Origin of the sequence: Pseudomonas mosselii (genome assembly GCF_003205295.1) — a bacterium.
Taxonomy (GTDB): Bacteria; Pseudomonadota; Gammaproteobacteria; order Pseudomonadales; family Pseudomonadaceae; genus Aquipseudomonas; species Aquipseudomonas mosselii_B.
The window spans coordinates 31,121-52,352 of the sequence record NZ_QJRP01000032.1; the positions used below are offsets into that span (position 1 = coordinate 31,121).

Consider the following 21,232-nt stretch of genomic DNA (forward strand, 5'->3'; position numbering starts at 1 on the left):
GATCTCCTCAGAACACCGTGGTCAGGGCCAGGTCGTGGAAGCGCTCGACGATCGGCCGGATCCGCGAGGAGGTCATGGCACTGTCCTCCTCGAAGTAGTACAGGTCGGTCATGTCGCGCATCACTTCCAGCATCACCCGCGAACGCTCGGCGGCGCGGATCTCGTAGCGCTGCAGGGCACTGTCGAGGCGCTCGTCGCAGCAGCCGACCAGGGCCTGGGCGAGCATGAAGGCGTTCTCCAGGCCCAGGGTCAGGCCGTAGCCGAGGGTCGGCAGCATGGCGTGGATGCTGTCGCCGAGCATCACCACGCGGCCGTTCTGCCAGCAGCCGGCGCCGGTCAGCGCCATCATCTTGTGGGTGAGGATCTGCTCGTGCTCGGTGGCTTGCATCATCCGCACCACATCCGGCGGCAGGTCGGCGAACAGCCGCACCAGGCCGTCGCGGTCGAGCAGTGGCTGGTTGCGGTGCTGGTAGGCGGCGAACCAGTAGCGGTACGGACGGTCGGCCGCCAGCGGGTAGGTGACCACCCGCGAGAACTCCGAGGCGAAGATCTGGCAACGGTCGGGCAGCAGCAGCGGCGAGTCGAACTCGACCATGCCGCGGCTGGCCACCAGGCCCGTGTCGTAGGGCGTCAGGCCCGGTTCCAGGCACTGGCGCACGGTAGAGCCGACGCCGTCGCTGCCGATCACCAGGTCGAAGTCTTCCTGTTCGCCGTTGCTGAAGGTGACCCGCGCCTGTTCGCCGACCTTCTCCACCTTCTCGCAGCCCATCTGGTAGCGGATCTGCCCGGGGGCCAGGCGTTCGCGCAGCAGGCCGAACAGCTCCGGGCGCGGGAACATCACCGCCGGCGCCGGGATCCCCAGGCCGTCCGGGCGCACCGGCTGGCTGTGGATCAGGCGACCGTCGCGGCCATGGGTGTCGAGGAACTCGATGGCCTTGCCGCGGCCGATGAAGCTGGTGTCGTTGAACAGGAAGCGCAGCACCTGCACGCCCTGGGGCCAGACGTAGATGCCGGTGCCCGAGTCGCGCGGGCCATGGGCCCGCTCGTACACCGTGGCCTCGAGGCCGAAGCGCTTGAGAATCAGGGCGCAGGCCAAGCCATTGAGGCCGGCGCCGATGATCGCGATTTTCATGCGGCCACCTCGCTCAGGGTGTTCCAGCTCTGGCCGCTCATGCGGTAGCGGCGCTGCAGCAGGCACAGGCTGGTCAGCTCCATCAGCATCGGGTCGAGCAGGCCCTGTTCCTGGGCGCTGAGGGTCGGCAGCTGCTTGAGCAGGGTGCGGACCTTGGCCGCGTCGAAGAACGGCAGCGCGTCCAGGTCACGGCTGTGCAGGGTGTCCTGCACCAGCTGCCACAGGCGGCCTTGCTGCTGCAGGGTGGCCGGCGGGGCGCGGAAGTAGTGCTTCTTGCGCTCGTACAGGGCCTTGGGCAGGTAGGGGCGCATGGCTTCGCGGAATACGTACTTCTCGGTGGCGCCGCGCACCTTCATCCACACCGGCAGCTGGCAGGCCAGTTCGACCACGTGGTGGTCGAGCAGCGGTACGCGGCCTTCGATGCTGTTGGCCATTTCCATGCGGTCGCCCAGGGTGGTGAGGACGAAGTTCGGCAGGTACGACTTGGCCCACAGGTACATGGAGTTGTGCACCGGGTCGCGGTCGGCGAGCTTGCCGTGGTCGAGGCGGTCGAAGAACTGGCGGTACGGGTCGACACCGGTGAAGTGGTCGCGGAAGTCGCCGCGGTACAGGCTCTCCAGGGCCTTGAACCAGCCGGCCTGGTTGTCCAGCCACGACACGCCGTGCTTGAGCTGGTCGACCATCCAGTGGATGTCATGGGGCATGTGCGCGTTGGTGTAGCCCTGCTCGTTGGCCTGGATGCGCTGGCGCAGCAGGTCGATGACTTTCGGGTCTTGTTGTTCGTTGTTGTACAGCAGCATGTCGCGGCGGAAGTGCGGGTAGCCGGCGAACACTTCGTCGGCGCCTTCGCCGGTCAGCACCACCTTCAGGCCGGCCTTGCGCACTTCCTTGCTGAGGATGTACTTGGCCACGCCGTGGGCGTTGAAGAACGGCGTCTCGTTGTGCCACACCGCCTGCTCGAAGTTGTCCGCCAGGTCGTCCTGGGTGATCTCGATGGTGTGGAAGCGCGCGCCGTTGTGCTCGGCGGCCATGCGTGCGAAACGGTTCTCGTCGTAGTCGTCCATGTCGGTGAACGACAGGTTGAAGGCGTCCAGCGGCTCGCCCTTGAGGGCGGTGGCCATGCCCAGCATCGCCGAGGAGTCGATGCCGCCGCTCAGGTACACGCCCATCGGCACGTCGGCGCGCAGGCGCAGGCGCACCGCTTCTTCGATGGCGGCGCGCACGGATTCGATCATGCCGGCCTCGTCGCTCGGCGCCGGGGTGTCGCGGCGGGCGAATTCCATGTCCCAGTAGCGGCCGCTGTGCAGGCCGCCGTGGTCGACCATCACCCAGCAGCCTGGTTGCACGCTGCGCACGCCTTCGAACAGGGTGTGGTCGCGCAGGTAGAAGGCGCGGCTGGCGTAGGCGTTCTCGTCCCAGGTCGGGTTGACGCCGGCGGCCAGCAGGGCCTTGATCTCGGAGGCGAAGTACCAGTTGCCTTCATGCTGGGTGTAGAACAGCGGCTTGATGCCCAGGCGGTCGCGTACCGCCAGCATCAGGCGGCGACGGCGGTCGAACAGGACCATGGCGAACTCGCCGCGCAGCTCCTTGAGCCCGGCCATGCCGGAACGACGGTACAGGTGCAGGGCGATCTCGCTGTCCGAGGCGGTCTTGAAGATCGCGCCTTCGGCCTGCAGCTCGGTACGGATGCGCTCATGGTCGTAGAACTCGCCGTTGACGATCACCGCCAGGTCGCCTTCGTCGGCGACGATCGGCTGCATGCCGTTGTCCAGGCCGATGATGCTCAGGCGGGTGTGGCCGAGCACGGCGCGCTCGCCCGGGTCACGCCACAGGCTGTGCTCGTCCGGGCCGCGGTGGTTGATGGCGGCCAGGGCGTCGAGGATCGACTGGTCGCTGATGCTGTTGCGTTTGGACTGGTAGACACCGATGAAACCACACATGGCAAAATCCTTTTCTCATAGGTCGGGCGTCGTCGGCGACGCCGGAACGGCGCGGGCTTCGTGGTCCGCGCACCCAGGGTTCATTGCGCCCAGTCGGGGCGGCTGCGTTCGAAGAAGGCGGCAAGACCGTGCTGGCCCTCGCTGGAGGTGCGCAGGCGGGCGATCAGCTGCAGGTTGCAACCCTGCTCGTCGAGCAGATGGTCGCGGCCTGCCAGGCGCGCCAGCATCTGCTTGATCTCGCGACTGGCCTGGGGGCCGGTCTGCAGCAGGGTGGCCAGCCAGCGGTCGCGGGCCTGCTCCAGCTCGGCGGCGGGCACCAGGCGGTGGACCAGCTGCAGGCGCAGCGCATCCTCGGTGCCGAACACCTCGGCCGAGAGCATGTAGCGCCGTGCCTGGCGCACGCCCATGGCGCGCACCACGTAGGGGCTGATCAAGGCCGGGGCCAGGCCCAGGCGCGCCTCGCTGAAGCAGAAGCGCGCATCCTCGGCGGCCAGCACGTGGTCGGCGCAGCACAGCAGGCCCAGGGCCCCGCCGAACACCGCGCCGCGGGCCAGCATCAGCACCGGCACCGGGAAGTCGTCCAGGCGCTGCAGGACGTTGGCCAGCAGGCTGGCGTCCTCCAGGTTGCGCGCATGGTCGAAGTCGCGGCTGCGGCGCATCCACTCCAGGTCCGCCCCGGTGCACAGGTGCTCGCCGGCGCCGTCGAGCACCAGGGCGCGCAGCCCCGGGTGCTCGGCGAGGGCCTGCAGCTGCTCGTGCAAGGCCCCGAGCAGGGCCTCGTCGAGGGCGTTGCCGGCATGCGGACGGTTCAGGGTCAGGCAGGCGACCGCGGGTTGCGGCCAGCTCAGCAGCACGTCGCTCATGGTCGTCAGCTCGCCATCTTCAGGGACAGGGCGGTGCTCTCGTACTGACGGCGATAGCCCTCGCAACCGCCGTAGCGGAACGCGCCGCCGGTGACGTACGGGGTGCTGTAGTCAGCCACGGCCGGGTGGTTGTCGCCGTAGAACCAGCTGCTGTACTGCTCATGGCCCAGGCGGGTGCGGCTGGCCAGCATGCGCGCATGCGCCTTGCGCCGCGAATGGGCCTGGTAGCCCGGCACCACGGTGGCGCTGAAGAACTCGCCGACGCTGCCCGAACCGTAGCTGAACAGGCCGATGTTGCGCCCGGTCAGGTCCTCGTCGCTGTTGTCCAGCAGCGACAGCAGGGCGATGTACAGCGAGGCGGTGTAGCAGTTGCCGATGGCCTTGCCGTACAGCTGGCTGGTGGAATAGGCCTTCTCGCCCAGGGCCTTGGCCGCTTCGGGTTCGATCGCCTCGAACACCGAGAAGGCTTTCTTCGCCATCTTGGTGAACGGCTGGTGGAAGCACAGGAAGCTCATGTCTTCCAGGCCCAGGCCGCCGTCGGCGCGGTAGCTCTGCCAGGCGTTGCGCAGCGACTCCAGGTAGACCTCGATCGACAGCTTGCCGTCGACCAGCGCGGTGCTGCGCAGGTTCGGCCGCCAGAAGTCCGAGACGTCCAGGCTGTAGCGGCCCTGGTGCGGGTGCAGTTCCAGCAGGCGCGGGTTTTCGGCCACGATCATGGCCACGGCGCCGGCGCCCTGGGTGCATTCACCTTCGGAGTTCTGCTCGTAGCGGGCGATGTCGGTCGCGATCACCAGCACCTTCTCGTGAGGGCGCTGGGCGACCAGCGCACGGGCCATCTGCAAGCCGGCGGTGGCGCCGTAGCAGGCCTGCTTGAACTCCACCACGCGGCAGTCGGCACGCAGGCCGAGCAGGCTGTGGACGAACAGGCCGGCGGCCTTGGACTGGTCGATGCCGCTCTCGGTGGCGAGGATCACCGTGGCGATCGAGGCGCGGGTGGCGTCATCGAGCAGTGGCAGGGCAGCGTTGGCCGCCAGGGTCACGATGTCTTCGTCCGGTGCCGGCACGGCCATGAACTCCTGGCCGATGCCGACCAGGTATTTCTGCGGATCGATACCATGCCGTTCGGCAAGTTCTTCCAGTGCGAAAAAGTGTTGCGGTACAGACAGCCCAATATCATCAATGCCGATTTTCATGTGTATGCCCAATTATTTTTCACTGTTGAAAAAATCCCAAAATACACAACCGGTCTTGTTGTTCCGGTGCCAGACCCTGCTGGCCATTTAATTATTGCGGCTGAAGCTTTTGCCAAAAAAAGCGAATAATTCCGATGGGATTGATGACGCCAGTTCATGGTTTTTTGAGGGTGGAAAGTTCGGCGTTTATTTATCGCGCACAGGCGTGCGCCCCGTGATTCCACGCGGCTTGTGCAAAGGGGGATGAGCGGATTGTCGAACAATTGGGCAATTAAAATTTTCAATTGTTTTAATATGAAAATTTTATGGCGGTGTTATCGCCTGATTGACCTGTTGTTTTGGCTATATATTTATGCCGTATCGCTTGTGCATATCTGCATGGTCGGGACTTCCTTGTCCATTATTCATCCATTAGTGCCGGGCACCGTGAGGGAGGTTGTTGTCGCACGAACCGCGCCGGGCGAATAGTGACAAAAAGTGCGTGCATCGCGGCATGGTCTTCATGTGTCGTACGCAGCTGTGGTACAACGCCGCAGGACAAAGGATTCGTCGCCCGGCTTTCGGGTACACAAGGAGGTAGTGGTGTTTTCCAAGATCAGTCTCGATCAGTGGCGCGCGTTCGTCTGCACGGTCGAGTGCGGCGGTTTCCAGCAGGCCGGCGAGCACATGTACAAGTCGCAGTCGGCCATCAGCCACTCGGTCAACCGCATGGAAATGCTCCTGGGCCAGGAGCTGTTCATCATCGAAGGCCGCAAGGCCGTGCTCACCTCCCTGGGCAAGGCCCTGCTGCCCCAGGCCAAGCACCTGCTGGGGGCGGCGCAGAAGCTCGAGCACCTGGCCAACCAGTACCAGCCGGGGCTGTTTACCGAGCAGGCGCTGGCGGTGGATGTGCTGTTCCCCATCGAATTGCTGCAGCAGGCATTGCAGGAGTTTGCCCTGGAGTACAAGGATCACCGTATCCGCCTGTACGAAACGGCGTTGTCCGGGGCCCGCGAGCTGCTGGAGGACGGCAAGGTCGAGCTGGGGATCGCCAGCAGCCTGCCTTCCGGTTACCTGCAGGAGTTCCTGCTCAATGTCTCGCTGGTCTGCGTGGTGGGGGCCAGCCACCCGCTCAGCGCGGCGCAGGGCGAGTTGAGCCTGGACGACATGAAGAACCACCGGCAAGTGGTGATCCGCGATTCCGGCACGCGCAATTCGCAGAACAGTGGCTGGCTGGGGACCTCGCAGCGCTGGACGGTGAGCAGCCTGGCGGCGGCCGAGAGTTTCGTCGAACGGGGGATGGGCTTTGCCTGGCTACCGGAGCATCGGGTGCAGCAGGGGTTGGCGCAAGGGCGGTTGGTGCGGGTCAACCTGCAGCATCAGCGGGAGCGGGAGGTGCCGATGTACATGGGGTATCCCGAGGAGTATCGGCACAGTCCCGAGGTGCGGTTGCTGGCGCAGATACTGCGGGAGCGGTGCAGGGAGTATCGGCCGGGGTGATTGTTGGGGCAGCTTGATGTGCATTTCATTGCGGTGTCGATTCCAGGTCACCGCCGTTCAAGGTGTTCTGAGTCAGCGTTTGGCTTTAGCTCACCGGGGCCGCTGCGCGGCCCTTTCGCGACACAAGGCTGCTCCCACAGGATATGTGTCGGTTCTGCCATGGCGCGGTCCCTGTGGGAGCGGCCTTGTGTCGCGAAAGGGCTGCGCAGCAGCCCCGACCATCTCGAAAACTGTCAGATGTTTCCGAACCTGAAACCAAATGCTTCAGCCAGCAAGGCTTGGGAACTATCCTACGCGCTTGCCGGAAGCCGCCGTGTTGTCGGGGAAACACCCCACGGATAACTTCACTGGGTCGCCACACCAGGTGACCGGGCGTGAGAACCCGAGGCGTAAAGTATCGGCAATCCAGTTATGGCAGCCGTGCCCGGGCAGACTTCGGTCTGGCCGAGTTTCTCTTGCGCCTCGGTTTCTCACCCCGTGCACGGCTGCCACCCTTTGTCCCGTGAGAAAGGCGCCGGAGGGCAGCATTCTTGAACTGCGCAGGAGTGTTGACCATGAAAAAGATCGTCCCAGACCTACCCCGTCTAGCCCCCTTCATCGCTATCCGCCCGACCCTCACCCACGAAGAAGCCATGACCGCCGCCGTCGAAGTGGCCACCGCCATTTCCGATGTCCTCGATATCTACTTCAAGACCGACCCCGGCGAAGCCCAGGACCGTCTGTTCACCGCCAGCGACTACCTCGGCCAGCTGGCCTGTGCCTTGCTCGAACACAAGCCAGGGGTACAGCCATGACCAACGCACGTACCGCAGGCCGGACCCGTTGCATGGACCTGTTCAAGGTCGAGCCGGGCATCCCCTTCGCGGATGCCTTCAGCGAATTGTCGGTGCTGCTTGGCTGCATTCGCCACCTCACCTGTGAGGCCGAGATGGAGGGCGACCTGATGGCGGGCAGCGCAGCGCGCATGTTGAGTGCCATGGCCAAGGCGTTGATTGATGATATGGAGTTGGGGATGAACCGCTGCGGTTGATCCGATGGCCCTATCGCGGCACAAGGCCGCTCCTACAGGTGACCGCGCGCCCCTGTAGGAGCGGCCTTGTGTCGCGAAAGGGCTGCAAAGCAGCCCCGGCAAGCCCAAGCCGGACGCCAATTCTCAACACCTTGAAAGGGATGACGCTGAACACGCTGTCGTGGGAGCGGGCCCCGCGATTGCCAATACCTTACCCGCGCAGATCACTCGGCAGGAAATCCCGCTCCGGCTCGTAATCCAGCTTCAGATACCCCGCCAGCTCGCGCAGGTCATCCGGGCTCAGGCTGCCGGCCTGTTGCTTGAGCCGCAGGCTGTCGACGATGTAGGCATAGCGCGAGACGTTGTAGTCGCGCACCGCGTTGTACAGGTCGCGCTGCGCATCGAGGATATCGACGATGTTGCGGCTGCCCACCTCATACCCCGCCTCGGTGGCCCGCAACGAGCCCTGGCTGGAGACGATGCTCTGGCGTCGCGCGCGCACCTGCTCGACATCGCTGACCACCGCGCGGAAGGCGTTGCGCGAACCTTCCAGCACCTCGCGCTCGAGGCTGGTGCGGCCGTACTCGGTGCGCGCCAGCTCATGGGTGGCCTGGCGCACTCGCGCGCTGGTGCCGCCGCCGCTGAACAGCGGCAGCTTCATCTGCACCATCACCGAGCTGTCGCGCTGGTTGCCGGAGCGCTGGCCGAAGTGCGCGCTGGAGTCCATCAGGTCGCTGTCGCCCTCGCTGTAGCCCATGGCCAGGTTGAAGGTCGGCAGGTGATCGGCCTTGCTGCTGCGCAGGGTCTGGCCGGCCTGGCTGACGGCGGCCTGGCTGGCGCGCAGGCGCAGGTTCTGCGCCATGGCCTGTTCGACCCAGGCCTCGGCGCGCTCGGGCACCGGCGCCTGCACCGGCAGGCTGTGGCGGATCCCGGCCAATGCCGGTTGCGCCTGGCCGGTCAGGCGCATCAGCGCCTGGTAGGCGTCCTCGCTGCGGCGCTGGCTGTCGATCAGGTTGGCGCTGGCGCGGTCGAAGCTGGCCTGGGCCGAGAGCATGTCGTTCTGGTCGGACAGGCCGGCGTCATAGCTCAGCCGGGTCTGCTGCAACTGGCGGTCGAAGGCGCGCAGCTCGGCCTTGGCGGTGGCCAGGTTGTCCTCGGCCAGCAGGGTGTCGAAGTAGGCGGTGGCGGTGTCGAGGATCAGCTGCTGCTGGAACGCCGAGAAGTCCAGTTCGGCCTGTTCGTTCTCGGACTGCGCGGCCTTGAAGTCGAACCAGCGGCTGAGGTCGAACAGCGGCTGGTCGAGGCTCAGGCGGTACAGGCTGCCGCTGCGCTGCTCGACCTGGCGGCGGTCGCTGCGCACGTCGCCGGCCTCGGCATCCAGGGCCACCTGCGGCAGCAGGCGGGCGCGGGCCAGGGGCACGGCCTCGCGGCGGGCCAGGTAGTTCTCGCGGGCGGCGGCCATGTCACTGTTGTGCTCGACCACCTGGGCGTACACCGACATCAGCGTCGCACGGTCGGCGGCAACGGCCTGGGCCAGGGGCGCCAGCAGCAGCAGGGGCAGAAGGGTCTTACGTAGCATGTCGTTTCTCTTTATTCGGGCCGGCCGCTCCCAGGGGCAGCCGATCACGGCTGCCACAGGGGAGGGCGGGCTAAAGGGTTAGGCCGGCTGGGTGTAGGCGGCCAGTTCCTGCAGGCGTGGGTCTTCGCTGGCGCGGTGGTCCTTGGCCAGCAGCGAGTACACGGTGGGCAGGATGAACAGGGTGAACAGCGTGCCGACCAGCATGCCGATGACGATCACCAGGCCCAGGCTGAAGCGGCTGTGGGCACCGGCGCCACTGGCCAGCAGCAGCGGCACCAGGCCCACCACCATGGCCGCGGTGGTCATCAGGATCGGCCGCAGGCGGATCTGCGCTGCGCGCTCGATGGCCGTGCGGCGGTCGAGCTGGTCGGCCTGCTGCAGCTCGTTGGCGAACTCGACCATGAGGATGCCGTGCTTGCTGATCAGGCCGACCAGGGTCACCAGGCCGATCTGCGTGTAGATGTTCACCGTGGCGTAGCCCAGGTACAGCGGGATCAGTGCGCCGCACACCGACATCGGCACGCTGACCAGGATCACCAGCGGGTCGCGCAGGCTTTCGAACTGTGCCGCCAGCACCAGGTAGATGACCAGGATGGCGAAGATGAACGTCACCACCAGGGCACTGCCTTCCTGAACGAACTGGCGGGCATCCGACAGCCAGTCATGGCTGAAGCCGGTGGGCAGGGCATTGGCCTGGGCGGCGAGGAACTGCACCGCGTCGCCGATGCTCACGCCCGGTGCCGGCACTGCCTGCAGGGTGGCGGAGTTGAGCTGGTTGAACTGGGTCAGCTTGTTGGGCTCGATCGACATGTCGAAGCTGACCAGGGTCGACAGCGGCACCTGGGCGCCGTTGGCGGCCTTGACGTACTGGCCGACCAGCATCTCGGCCGACAGGCGCTGGGCTCGCGCCACCTGCGGGATCACATCGTAGGAACGGCCGTCGAGGGCGAAGCGGTTGACGTAGTTCTCGCCCACCAGCACCGCCAGGGCGTCGCCGATGGCCTGCATGCTGATGCCCAGGTCGTTGGCCTTGCTGCGGTCGATGTTGATGTTGACCAGCGGGCTGTTGAAGTCCAGGTCGCTGTCGACCACGGCGAACAGGCCGCTGGCCATGGCCGCCTGCTTGATCTTGTCCATGGCGTCGAACACCACGCGGTGGTCCTGGGAACTCTGGATCACCATCTGCACCGGCAGGCCGCCGGTGGAGCCAGGCAGTGGCGGCAGCTGGAAGGCGAAGATGGCCACGCCCTCGATCTCGCCGACGGCTTTCTGGATCTCGGCCTGCAGCTGGTCGGCGCTGCGCTGGCGCTTTTCCCAGGTGCTCAGGTTGGCGCCGCCGAACGCGGTGCGCGGGCCGTCGTTGCCGTTGACCACCCAGGTGATGTCGGTTTCCGGGAAGGTGGCGAACAGGCGGTCCATGCGGTGCGCGTACATCTCGGTGTAGTCGATGTTGGCGTACTGAGGGGCCTTGGCCACTGCCAGCACCTGGGCCTGGTCCTCGACCGGCGCCAGTTCGCGCTGGGCGCCGAGGTAGAGGATCGGCAGGCTGACGAACACCGCCGCGGCAATCGCCAGGGTCAGCCAGCGGTGGTGCAGGGACACGTCCAGCACGCGGCCGTAGCCCTTGCCCAACCACTGGAAGAAGCGCTCGGCGCCACGGGCCATCGGCCCTTCGCTGGCCTGGCGGTTGAGCAGGAAGGCGCTCATCACCGGCGACAGGGTCAGCGCCACCACGCCGGACACCACCACGGCGCCGGCGAGGGTGAAGGCGAACTCCTTGAACAGCGCGCCGGTGAGCCCGCCCATCAGGCCGATGGGTGCGTACACCGCGGCCAGGGTCAGGGTCATGGCGATCACTGGGCCGGCGATCTCGCGGGCACCGACCAGCGCCGCCTGCAAGGGCGACTTGCCTTCCTCGATATGCCGGTGGACGTTCTCCACCACGACGATGGCGTCGTCCACCACCAGGCCGATGGCCAGGACCATCGACAGCAGGGTCAGCAGGTTGATGCTGAAACCGAACAGGCTCATGATCGCCGCCGCGCCGATCAGCGACAGCGGGATGGTCACCAGCGGGATCAGCACGCTGCGCAGCGAGCCGAGGAACAGGAAGATCACCACGGCGACGATCACCACGGCCTCGATCAGGGTCTTGACCACCTCGTCGATGGACGCCTGGATGAAGCGCGCCACTTCGAACACGATGTTGGCGGTCATGCCCGGCGGCATGGTCTCGCGGATCTGCGGCATCATCTCCTGCACCGCGCCGACGATGGTCAGCGGGTTGCCGGCGGGGGTGGCGTGCAGGCCAATGAACACCGCCGGCTCGCCGTCCATGATGCCGCTGGTGTCGTAGGAGGTGGCGCCGAGCTCGGCGGTGCCGATGTCGCTCAGGCGGATCAGCGTGTCGCCGTCGCGGCGCACCACCATCTGGCGGAACTGGTCGACGCTGGTCAGGTCGGTGTTGATGTTGATGTTGGCCGAGACGTACTGGCCCTTGGTCTGCCCGGGGGCGGCCTGGAAGTTGTTCTGGCGGATGGCCTCGGCCACGTCGCTGGCCGACAGGTTGCGCGCGGCCATGCGCGCCGGGTCCAGCCACAGGCGCATGGCCAGCTTCTGGCCGCCGAGGATCTGCGCCTCGGCGACGCCGTCGATGGCCGCCACGCGTGGCTGCACCACCCGCGAGATGTAGTCGGTGATCGCCGGCAGGCCGATGTCCTTGCTCGAGAAGCCGATGTAGATCACCGCCGTGCCTTCACCGGAGGACTTGGCCACCACCGAGTCGTAGGCGCCTTCGGGCAGGCGGTACTTGACCTGGTTGACGGCGGCCATGATCTCGGTGAGGGCCTTGTTGGAGTCGGCGTTGAGCTTCAGGCGCACGCTGATGACGCTCTTGCCCTGGGTCGAGGTCGAGCTCAGGTAGTCGACGCCGTCGACCGAGGCCACGGCTTGCGAGATGGGTTGGGTGACGAAGCCCTGCATCAGCTGCGAGCGGGCGCCGGGGTATTCGGTGGTGATGGTGATGGTCGCGCTTTCCAGCTGCGGGTACTGGCGGATCGGCAGGTTCAGCAGCGCCAGCAGGCCAAGCATGACGATCATCGCGCAGACCACCAGGGTCAGTACCGGGCGGCGGATGAACAGGTCGGTGAATTTCATGGTGCTACAGGTCCTTTTCAGTGGCACGCAAACCCATTACTGCTGGGCCAGGTCCGGCTTGCGCGTGGTGCTGGCGGCCAGGGTGTCGTCGGTGACCCGCACCGGCATGCCATTGCTCAGGCGGATCTGCCCGGACACCACCACGCGGTCGCCCGGGGTCAGCGCGTCGAGCACCACTACACGGTCGTCGCGGCGGGCGCCGAGCTTGACGAACACCTGCTCCACGCGCAGCGCGCCGTCCTTCTCGCGCAGCACGTACAGCGAGTTGCCGTAGGCGCTGTAGCTGATCGCCGTTTCCGGCACGCTGAGCACGTCGGCGTGGCTCGGCAGCTCGATGCTGACGTTGGCGAACATGCCCGGCTTGAGTTGCTGGCCGGGGTTGTCGAGGGTCGCTTGCACCTGCATGGAGCGGGCACCCGGATCGATCTGCGGCTCCAGGGTGGTGACCGCGGCGACAAAGCGCTGCTGCGGCCAGGCGTCGACCTTGAGGGTGATGGCCTGGCCCGCCTGCAGGGCGGCGGCGGACTGCTCGGGCAGCGGGAAGTTGACATGCAGGCGCGACAGCTCGGTGAGGGTCACCAGGCTGTCGCCGGGGCTGACGTACTGGCCGAGGTTGACCTTGCGAATGCCCAGCACGCCGGCGAACGGGGCGCGGATGGTCTTCTGCGCGATCTGCGCCTGGACCTGGGCGATCTCGCCAAGCAACTGGTCGTAGTTGGCCTGGGCCTGGTCGAGCTGGGCCTGGGTGGAGGCCAGCGGCAGCACCTTGCGCGTGCGCTCCAGGGCCAGCTTGGCGTTCTTGGCCTGGGCCTGCAGCTTGGCCAGCTCGCCGCGCTCGGGCGCGTCGTTGAGCTTGACCAGCACTTGGCCGGCGGCCACGGCCTTGCCGGCGGTGAACTCCAGCGCGGTGATGCGCCCGCCGACTTCCGGCGAGACATTGACCTGGTGCACCGCCTCCAGGGTGCCGACGGCGCTGAGCACCTGCGGCATGGGGCCGGACTGCACCCGGGCGACCGCCACCGGGGTGGCGTTGGCCTGGGCGGCGGGGGCGTCGTTGGCCATCACAGCCGGGGCGGGCAGCAGGGCCATGGTCAGCAGCGACAGCGAGGCGCCGGCGGCGATCCAGTAGCGATTGTTCATTGTGCGGCTCCTTGTGCCTGGTTCTGGTTGGCACGGACCTGGATGAAGGTCTGGCGCAGTTGCTCGAGGCTCAGGGCGCCGGGGACCAGGTAGCGGCCATCGATCACCAGGCTGGGCACCGAACTGATGCCCAGGCGCCGGCCCAGGGCCAGCTCTTCGTCGAGCATCTGCGGCGCCTGCTGGTCGAATGCCGTGGCGAAGGCCTGCGGGTCGAAGCCGGCCTCGGCGGCCACCGCCAGCACGGTGGCGCGGTCGCCGATGTTGCGGGCCTGCACCAGGTGGGCTTCCTGCAGACGGTCGAACATGCGCTCGTGACCTTCGTTGCCGCCCAGCGCCTTGGCGGTCTGGCAGGCCAGGCCGGCGAGCAGGCCGGTGGGGTACTCGAAGTCCTGCTGGCGCATGGCTTCGATGTTGATGCGCTTGACGTCCTCGGCGCGCGAGCACGACAGCCAGTGGCTGAGGATGGTTTCCTTGGCCTTGGGCATCGAGCCGAAGCGCTCGACCATCGCCTCGCGGCTGGTCTGCAGGATGAAGCTGCGGTGCTGGATGTCCAGGTTGAGTTCGTCCTGCAGCTGCTTGAGGCGCGGGGCGAGGACGAAGCACCAGCCGCAGACGACATCGTGGAAGAATTCGACTTTCAGGGGTGACATGGCAGTGATCCGGTTTCAGGGAGGGATGGCCGCACTATCCACAGCGCCCCGGCAAGAAAAAAGCGACAAAAGTGCCGCAAACCCTCTCATCCCCTTCATCGATGGCCGCCCGGCCCGGCCGCGAGCGGGTAGAATGGCGCTTTTGCCTGACCGTAGCCGACATGAGCCCAGCCATCGCCACCCTCGAGCAGCACTTGCTCGCCGCCCTCGATCCCGCCCCCCTGGAGACCCGCCGCCTGTTCCATGGCCGTGGCCGCTGCTGGCCGGGGCTCGAGCAGATCACCGTCGACTGGCTCGATGGCGTGCTGCTGGTGGCGCTGTTCCGCGAGCCGCCCGAGGGCCAGCTGGCGGAGCTGGAAGCGATGCTGATGGCGCTGGCCGAGCGCCCGCAGTGGGCCGGCCAGGCCATTCTGCTGCAGCACCGCTACCTGCCGGACAGCCCCGGGCAGTGGCTGTGGGGCGCGCCGTGCCAGCAGCGCGAGGTGATCGAGGACGGCCTGAAGTACCTGCTCGACCTGGGCGTGCGCCAGAACAACGGCCTGTTCCTCGACATGCGCTACGGCCGACGCTGGGTGCGCGAGCAGGCGGCCGGCAAGCGCGTGCTCAACCTGTTCGCCTACACCTGCGGCTTTTCGGTGGCGGCGATCGCCGGTGGCGCCGAGCAGGTGGTCAACCTCGACATGGCCAAGTCGGCGCTGTCCCGGGGCCGCGACAACCACCGGCTCAACGGCCATGACGCCTCGCGGGTCGCGTACCTGGGGCATGAGCTCTTCAAGTCGTGGGGCAAGGTGCGCAAGTACGGGCCGTATGACCTGATCATCATCGACCCGCCGACCTTCCAGCGCGGCAGCTTCGTGCTGACCCAGGACTACGCCAAGATCCTTCGGCGTTTGCCGGAGTTGCTGAACGAAGGCGGCACGGTGCTGGCTTGCGTCAACGATCCGGGGATCGGGCCGCAGTTTCTCATCGAGGGGATGGCCGAGCAGGCGCCGGGGCTGGCGTTCGTCGAGCGGCTGGAGAATCCGCCGGAGTTTCCGGATGCGGATCCGGAGGGTGGCCTCAAAGCCTTGGTTTTCCGCCAGCAGGCATGAAGCAGGACTCTTGTAGGAGATCGCCCAGAGAACTGTCCCCCTGTGGGAGCGGCCTTGCGTCGCGAAAGGGCTGCGCAGCAGCCCCAGTAATTTCGATGGTGGCTCGGAATCTGGGGCCGCTACGCGCCCCTTTCGCGACGCAAGGCCGCTCCCACAGGGTCTAGCTAAATCTATGAGTTACGGTTTGCTCCTTGAGAGCGGGCGTTGGTTACTTGTTGGTATAGATCTGGTCGAACACGCCACCGTCATTAAAGTGGGTCTTCTGCACGGTGCGCCAGTCGCCGAAGGTCTTCTCCACCGACAGGAAGTCGACTTTCGGGAAGCGGTCGGTGTACTTGGCCAGTACGGTAGCGTCACGCGGGCGCAGGTAGTTGTTCGCGGCGATCTCCTGGGCCTCGGGCGACCACAGGTACTTCAGGTATTCCTCGGCCACGGCCTGGGTGCCTTTCTTGGCCACCACCTTGTCCACCACGCTCACCGGTGGCTCGGCCTCGGCCGACACGCTCGGGTAGATCACCTCGAACTGGTCGCGGCCGAATTCGCGGGCGATCATCTCGGCCTCGTTCTCGAACGTTACCAGCACATCGCCGATCTGGTTGGTCATGAAAGTGGTGGTGGCGGCGCGGCCACCGGTGTCCAGCACCGGCGCCTGCTTGAACAGCTTGCCGACGAAGTCGCGGGCCTTGGTTTCGTCACCGCCCTGCTTGAGCACGTAGCCCCAGGCCGAGAGGTAGGTGTAGCGGCCGTTACCCGAGGTCTTGGGGTTGGGCACGATCACCTGCACGCCGTCCTTGAGCAGGTCCGGCCAGTCCTTCAGCGCCTTGGGGTTGCCCTTGCGCACGATGAACACGGTGGCCGAGGTGAACGGCGCGCTGTTGTTCGGCAGGCGGCTCACCCAGTTGTCCGGCACCAGCTTGCCGTTGTCGGCCAGGGCGTTGATGTCGGTGGCCATGTTCATGGTGATCACATCGGCTGGCAGGCCATCGATCACCGCGCGCGCCTGCTTGCTCGAGCCGCCGAAGGACATCTGCAGGTTGACCTTCTCGTTGTGCTCTTTCTCCCAGTGCTTCTGGAACGCCGGGTTGTAGTCCTTGTAGAAGTCGCGCATCACGTCGTAGGAGACGTTGAGCAGGGTAGGGGCGGCTTGGGCGAGGTTGCCCAGGGCCAGGCCCGCGGCGAGCAGCGAGGCGCTGAAGAGTTTTTTCACTGGGGGCATTCCTTGTTCTGGTTCAAAGGGTTGGCGATTTGCCAGCGACTATAGCGGGTGGCTTTGCGTGGGTTAAAGAACAAAACGGTCTTTGGTTATGTCGTTGTCAGTGCCGGCCTCTTCGCGGGTAAACCCGCTCCCACAGGTACTCAGCAGCCCTTGAACACTGCGAAATCCCTGTGGGAGCGGGATTACCCGCGAAAGGGCCAGCACAGTCAGCCTCACTGCTTGGGAAACAACGCATTGCCACAGCGCGAACAGAACGCCGCGCCATGTTCGTGGTGATGCTTGGCGCAGGTCGGGCAGTCATGCTGCAACTGCTCACCGCGCAGGGCATTGGCCAATTCGGCGGTGAAGATGCCGGTGGGCACGGCAATGATCGAGTAACCGGTGATCATCACCAGCGATGACAACACCTGCCCCAGCGGCGTCTTCGGCACGATATCGCCGAAGCCTACCGTGGTCAGGGTGACGATGGCCCAGTAGATGCCCTTGGGAATGCTGGTAAAGCCGTGCTCCGGTCCTTCGATCACATACATCAGCGTGCCGAACACGGTGACCAGGGTCGACACGCTGACCAGGAACACGATGATCTTCTGCTTGCTGCCCTGCAGCGCCGCCAGCAGGTAATGGGCCTGCTTGAGGTAGGGGCTGAGCTTGAGCACGCGGAAGATCCGCAGCATGCGCACCACGCGGATGATCAACAGGTACTGCGCGTCGCTGTAGTACAGGGCGATGATCCCCGGCACGATCGCCAGCAGGTCGACCAGCCCGTAGAAACTGAAGGCATAGCGCAGCGGCTTGGGCGAGCAGTACAGGCGGGTGATGTACTCGGCGAGGAAGATCGCCGTGAAACCCCACTCGATCCCGGCCAGCAGCCCGGCGTAGTTCTGGTGAACATCGTCGATGCTGTCGAGGATCACCGTGACCAGGCTGGCCAGGATGATCAGCAGGAGCATCTTGTCGAAGCGCCTTCCAGCCGTGGTGTCGGTCTGGAAGACGATGACGTAGAGCCGCTCGCGCAGGCTCGAAGGGTTGTCCATGGGCGCGTTCCATTGTGCGAATGGGCAGAGCCTAGGGGCTGTGTTTCAGCTGTGCAAGCGAGGCGCGTTGCGGCGCTGGTTGAGCTGGGCCAGGTGGTTGCCTACGTGCATGAGCCAGCAGGCGGTGACGAACGGCGCGGTCAGCCCGGCGATCGGCAGCAGATTGAACAACGGCTGCAACAGCAGGGCGCAGGCGATGGCGAGCAAGGTCACCCAGGGTTTCTCGCCCTGGCGGCTGAAGGCCAGGGCGGCCAGTGCCGCATTGAAGCCATACAGCCCCAGCCACGCGGCCTGCGTTTCCCCCGCTAACAGCGCGACACCGCCACCGATGGCCGAGCCGATCAGTGCCCAGGTGGCGGCATAAGGGTTGGCGAAGTACATGCCGATGACGATCAGCAGGCCGGCCATGGGCTTGTTGAGCAGGAAGATCTGCCCCACGCCGCGCAGTAGCGCATACACCGGATCGGCTTCGACGAAGCTGCTGATCGAGGGCTCGGCCAGCAGCAGGGTGGCCCAGCCCAGCAGCACGAAGGGTGCGGTGTAGGCGATCAGCAGCTTGCCGCCACGCTTGCGCCACTGGTGGGTGAGCATGCTCGACAGGCCGCCGGCGGCGATGATCAGCGGCGGCAGGATCGCCGACCAAGGCAGCACGGCGCTGATCAGGATGCCGATCAGCACGCCGTTGTAGCAGTACAGCCCGGCCTGGCGATCGGCGCGGTCGTAGCCGCGGCGCTGGGCGGTGAGCAGGCCGGCGAGGGCGCCGAGCAGGGCGCCGCCGACCAGGTTCGGCGCGGTCAGCAGGATGGCCAGCAGGCAGCACAGGCCACACAGGGGATTGCGCAGCAGCAGCACCTGGCTGAAGCCGTTGAGCAAGGCCGTGGCCCAGTCGGGGCACGGGTTGACGAAATTCTTGGTGTACATGGGCAGTCGGCAAGGTGGGTGGGGGAGCGGTGGGCCTCTTTGGGCCTCGGTTTTCCGCAGTTCTGTTACATCGGTGTATGGGGAGGGCTGCGCCCTCCAATCGCGACACAAGGCCGCTCCTACAGGGATCGTGTATTCATGCCTGGGCGCGATCCCTGTAGGAGCGGCCTTGTGTCGCGAAAGGGGCGCAGAGCGCCCCCGGCGATCTCAAACCAAGGTCTCGATCCGCAAGGTGTTAGTCGAACCCGGCTTGCCGAAAGGCACACCTGCGGTGATCAGCAGCGTGTCGCCACGGCTGGCCATGCCTTGTGCCTGGGCGATCTCCAGCGCCGTGGAGACCACCTCGTCGACCTGGCGCAGGCGGTCGTTGACCACCGAGTGCACGCCCCAGGCCACGCTCAGGCGGCGCGCGGTGTTGAGGTTCGGCGTCAGGTTGAGGATCGGCGCCCGTGGCCGCTCGCGGGCGGCGCGCAGGGTGGAATTCCCCGACTCGCTGTAGTTGACCAGCACCGCCACCGGCAGGATGCCGCTGATGCGACGGATCGCGCAGCTGATGGCATCGGACACCGTGGCTTCGGCCTTGGGCCGGCCGACGTCGAGCTGGGCCTGGTAGTCCGGGCCGTTTTCCACCTGGCGGATGATCTTGCTCATCATCTGCACCGCTTCCAGCGGGTAGTCGCCCGAGGCGGTCTCGGCCGACAGCATCACAGCATCCGCGCCTTCGGCCACGGCGTTGGCCACGTCGGTAACTTCGGCGCGGGTCGGGGCCGGGGAGAAGCGCATCGACTCGAGCATCTGGGTGGCCACCACCACAGGCTTGCCCAGCTGGCGGCAGGTATTGATGATGCCCTTCTGGATCTGCGGCACGCTCTCGGCCGGCACTTCCACGCCCAGGTCGCCACGGGCGACCATGATCGCGTCGGACAGCTCGGCGATGGCCTGCAGCTGCTCGACCGCCGAGGGCTTCTCGATCTTGGCCATCAGGTAGGCGCGGTCACCGATCAGCTGGCGCGCCTCGACGATGTCCTCGGGACGCTGGACGAACGACAGCGCCACCCAGTCCACGCCAAGCTCCAGGCCGAAGGCCAGGTCGCGGCGGTCCTTTTCGGTCAGCGGGGAGAGGTCGAGCACTGCCTGGGGCACGTTGACGCCCTTGCGGTCGGACAGCTCGCCACCGGCCAGCACTTCGGTGTCGATGGCGTCGCCGTGCTTGGCGGTGACGCGCAGGCGCAGCTTGCCGTCGTCCAGCAGCAGGTCCATGCCCGGCTCCAGCGCGGCGATGATCTCCGGGTGCGGCAGGTTGACCCGGCGGCTGTCGCCCGGGGTTTTGTCCAGGTCCAGGCGCAGGGCCTGGCCGCGTTGCAGCTGGACCTTGCCGTCGGCGAAACGGCCGACGCGCAGCTTTGGCCCCTGCAGGTCCATGAGGATGCCCAGCGGATAGTTGAGCTGCTGCTCGACTTCGCGGATCCACTGGTAGCGCAGGGCGTGGTCGGTGTGTTCGCCGTGGCTGAAGTTGAGGCGGAAGATATTTACCCCGGCCTCGACCAGCTGGCGGATGTCATCGATGCCTTTGATCGCAGGCCCGAGGGTGGCGAGGATTTTGACTTTTTTATCAGGCGTCATGATTGCGGAGTCTCGAGGATCAGGATGGCACGGAAGTCGTTGACGTTGGTGCGGGTCGGCTCGGTGACGATCAGCGCGTCGAGGGCGGCGAAGTAGCCATAGCCGTTGTTGTTGTCCAGCTCATCGCTGGCCGACAGGCCCAGGGCCTCGGCGCGAGCGAAGCTGTCCGGGGTCATGAAGGCGCCGGCGTTGTCCTCCGAGCCATCGATGCCGTCGGTGTCGCCGGCCAGGGCGTACACGCCGGGCAGGCCCTTGAGGCTTTCGGTGAGGCTGAGCAGGAACTCGGCGTTGCGCCCGCCACGGCCGTTGCCGCGCACGGTGACGGTGGTCTCGCCGCCGGAGAGGATCACGCAGGGTGCCTTGAGCGGCTGGCCGTGCAGGACGATCTGCCGGGCGATGCCGGCATGCACCTTGGCCACTTCGCGCGACTCGCCTTCCAGGTCGCCGAGGATCAGCGGGCTGAATCCGGCCTGGCGGGCTTTCACCGCGGCGGCCTCCAGCGACTGCTGGGGCCTGGCGATCAGCTGGAAGTGGCTGCGGGCCAGGGCCGGATCATCGGCCTTGACGGTCTCGGAGGCCGGGTTGTTGAGCCAGTCGATGACGGCCTTGGGCGCGTCGATGTTGTAGCGCTTGATGATCGCCAGGGCGTCGGCCGAGGTGCTCGGGTCGGCCACGGTGGGGCCGGAGGCGATGACCGTGGCGAGGTCGCCGGGCACGTCGGAAATCGCATAGGTGTAGACGGTGGCTGGCCAGCAGGCCTTGGCCAGGCGGCCGCCCTTGATCGCCGAGAGGTGCTTGCGCACGCAGTTCATCTCGCCGATGGTGGCGCCGGATTTCAGCAGGGCCTTGTTGATCTGCTGCTTGTCGGCCAGGGTCAGGCCTTCGGCGGGCAGGGCCAGCAGGGCCGAGCCACCGCCGGACAGCAGGAAGATGACGCGGTCGTCTTCGCTCAGGTTGCTGACCAGGTCGAGCACGCGCTTGGCCACGGCCAGGCCTGCGGCATCGGGGACCGGGTGGGCGGCTTCGACCACCTCGATCTTCTGGCAACTGGCGCCATGGCCGTAGCGGGTGACCACCAGGCCGGAGACTTCGCCCTGCCAGCTTTTCTCGACCACTTCGGCCATGGCCGCGGCGGCCTTGCCGGCGCCGATGACGATGACCCGGCCGCTGCGGTCGGCGGGCAGGTGGGGTTCGAGGACCTGGCGG

At 66.4% G+C, this 21,232-nt stretch carries 18 protein-coding genes; 5 read left to right on the forward strand and 13 right to left on the reverse strand.

All coding sequences use genetic code 11. From position 1 onward, the window contains the following. Positions 1 to 7 precede the first annotated feature (7 nt). The 4 genes from DMX06_RS21710 to DMX06_RS21725 form a co-directional block, all read right to left on the reverse strand. On the reverse strand, positions 8 to 1,132 hold the full coding sequence (locus DMX06_RS21710) for an FAD-dependent oxidoreductase (protein WP_110739292.1): 1,125 nt from the start codon (positions 1,130 to 1,132) through the stop codon (positions 8 to 10). Beyond that, positions 1,129 to 3,072, reverse strand: a complete 1,944-nt coding sequence (asnB, locus tag DMX06_RS21715) for an asparagine synthase (glutamine-hydrolyzing) (protein ID WP_110739293.1) — start codon at positions 3,070 to 3,072, stop codon at positions 1,129 to 1,131. Before asnB ends, DMX06_RS21710 begins: the two co-directional genes overlap by 4 nt. Positions 3,073 to 3,152: 80 nt before the next feature. After that, positions 3,153 to 3,935 carry an enoyl-CoA hydratase-related protein gene (locus DMX06_RS21720; RefSeq protein ID WP_110739294.1) on the reverse strand — a complete coding sequence of 261 codons (783 nt, stop codon included), beginning with the start codon at positions 3,933 to 3,935 and terminating at the stop codon, positions 3,153 to 3,155. A 5-nt stretch (positions 3,936 to 3,940) separates the two neighbouring features. Then, the gene (locus tag DMX06_RS21725) at positions 3,941 to 5,128 is read right to left on the reverse strand and encodes a hydroxymethylglutaryl-CoA synthase (protein ID WP_062360730.1); all 1,188 of its coding nucleotides are present in this window, start codon (positions 5,126 to 5,128) and stop codon (positions 3,941 to 3,943) included. On the opposite strand from DMX06_RS21725, the gene DMX06_RS26380 reads away from it, so the two are divergent. The 4 genes from DMX06_RS26380 (at position 5,051) to DMX06_RS21740 (ending at position 7,637) form a co-directional block, all read left to right on the forward strand. After that, entirely contained in the window at positions 5,051 to 5,257 is a 207-nt protein-coding gene (locus tag DMX06_RS26380; protein WP_162232977.1) for a hypothetical protein, read from the forward strand. The two genes, DMX06_RS21725 and DMX06_RS26380, sit on opposite strands and share 78 nt — an antisense overlap. A gap of 453 nt (positions 5,258 to 5,710) precedes the next feature. After that, complete coding sequence (locus tag DMX06_RS21730) at positions 5,711 to 6,607, forward strand: LysR family transcriptional regulator (RefSeq protein ID WP_052896062.1); 897 nt, start codon at positions 5,711 to 5,713, stop codon at positions 6,605 to 6,607. 554 nt (positions 6,608 to 7,161) lie between these two features. After that, positions 7,162 to 7,401 carry a hypothetical protein gene (locus DMX06_RS21735; protein ID WP_110739296.1) on the forward strand — a complete coding sequence of 80 codons (240 nt, stop codon included), beginning with the start codon at positions 7,162 to 7,164 and terminating at the stop codon, positions 7,399 to 7,401. 32 nt (positions 7,402 to 7,433) lie between these two features. Further along, a complete protein-coding gene (locus DMX06_RS21740; RefSeq protein WP_110739297.1) occupies positions 7,434 to 7,637 on the forward strand; it encodes a DUF3077 domain-containing protein in 204 nt (67 codons plus the stop codon). Positions 7,638 to 7,827: 190 nt separating this feature from the next. On the opposite strand, the gene DMX06_RS21745 is transcribed toward DMX06_RS21740, so the two are convergent. The 4 genes from DMX06_RS21745 to DMX06_RS21760 all read right to left on the reverse strand — a co-directional run bounded on the left by DMX06_RS21745 (position 7,828) and on the right by DMX06_RS21760 (position 14,141). Beyond that, positions 7,828 to 9,195 carry a TolC family outer membrane protein gene (locus DMX06_RS21745; RefSeq protein WP_110739298.1) on the reverse strand — a complete coding sequence of 456 codons (1,368 nt, stop codon included), beginning with the start codon at positions 9,193 to 9,195 and terminating at the stop codon, positions 7,828 to 7,830. A 78-nt stretch (positions 9,196 to 9,273) separates the two neighbouring features. Then, a complete protein-coding gene (locus DMX06_RS21750; RefSeq protein ID WP_050706615.1) occupies positions 9,274 to 12,351 on the reverse strand; it encodes a MexW/MexI family multidrug efflux RND transporter permease subunit in 3,078 nt (1,025 codons plus the stop codon). 36 nt (positions 12,352 to 12,387) lie between these two features. After that, positions 12,388 to 13,491: an efflux RND transporter periplasmic adaptor subunit gene (locus DMX06_RS21755; protein ID WP_110739299.1), complete on the reverse strand. Its 1,104-nt coding sequence runs from the start codon at positions 13,489 to 13,491 to the stop codon at positions 12,388 to 12,390. Continuing rightward, positions 13,488 to 14,141 carry a DsbA family oxidoreductase gene (locus DMX06_RS21760; RefSeq protein WP_110739300.1) on the reverse strand — a complete coding sequence of 218 codons (654 nt, stop codon included), beginning with the start codon at positions 14,139 to 14,141 and terminating at the stop codon, positions 13,488 to 13,490. Before DMX06_RS21760 ends, DMX06_RS21755 begins: the two co-directional genes overlap by 4 nt. Before the next feature lie 161 nt (positions 14,142 to 14,302). Here DMX06_RS21760 and DMX06_RS21765 point away from each other — a divergent pair, with 161 nt between their 5' ends. Further along, complete coding sequence (locus DMX06_RS21765; protein ID WP_110739301.1) at positions 14,303 to 15,232, forward strand: class I SAM-dependent methyltransferase; 930 nt, start codon at positions 14,303 to 14,305, stop codon at positions 15,230 to 15,232. Positions 15,233 to 15,440: 208 nt separating this feature from the next. On the opposite strand, the gene DMX06_RS21770 is transcribed toward DMX06_RS21765, so the two are convergent. The 5 genes from DMX06_RS21770 to DMX06_RS21790 all read right to left on the reverse strand — a co-directional run. Next, positions 15,441 to 16,439 carry a sulfate ABC transporter substrate-binding protein gene (locus tag DMX06_RS21770; protein ID WP_050706612.1) on the reverse strand — a complete coding sequence of 333 codons (999 nt, stop codon included), beginning with the start codon at positions 16,437 to 16,439 and terminating at the stop codon, positions 15,441 to 15,443. A gap of 221 nt (positions 16,440 to 16,660) precedes the next feature. Then, complete coding sequence (locus tag DMX06_RS21775) at positions 16,661 to 17,482, reverse strand: ion transporter (protein WP_110739302.1); 822 nt, start codon at positions 17,480 to 17,482, stop codon at positions 16,661 to 16,663. 45 nt (positions 17,483 to 17,527) lie between these two features. Next, entirely contained in the window at positions 17,528 to 18,403 is an 876-nt protein-coding gene (locus DMX06_RS21780; protein WP_110739303.1) for an urea transporter, read from the reverse strand. Between the two features lie 207 nt (positions 18,404 to 18,610). After that, positions 18,611 to 20,026, reverse strand: coding sequence for a pyruvate kinase (gene pyk, locus DMX06_RS21785; protein ID WP_110739304.1), 1,416 nt, complete (start codon positions 20,024 to 20,026; stop codon positions 18,611 to 18,613). Continuing rightward, positions 20,023 to 21,232: glycerate kinase type-2 family protein (locus tag DMX06_RS21790; RefSeq protein ID WP_110739305.1), on the reverse strand; the 1,210-nt coding region annotated here is incomplete at its 5' end. The genes pyk and DMX06_RS21790, both read right to left, overlap by 4 nt.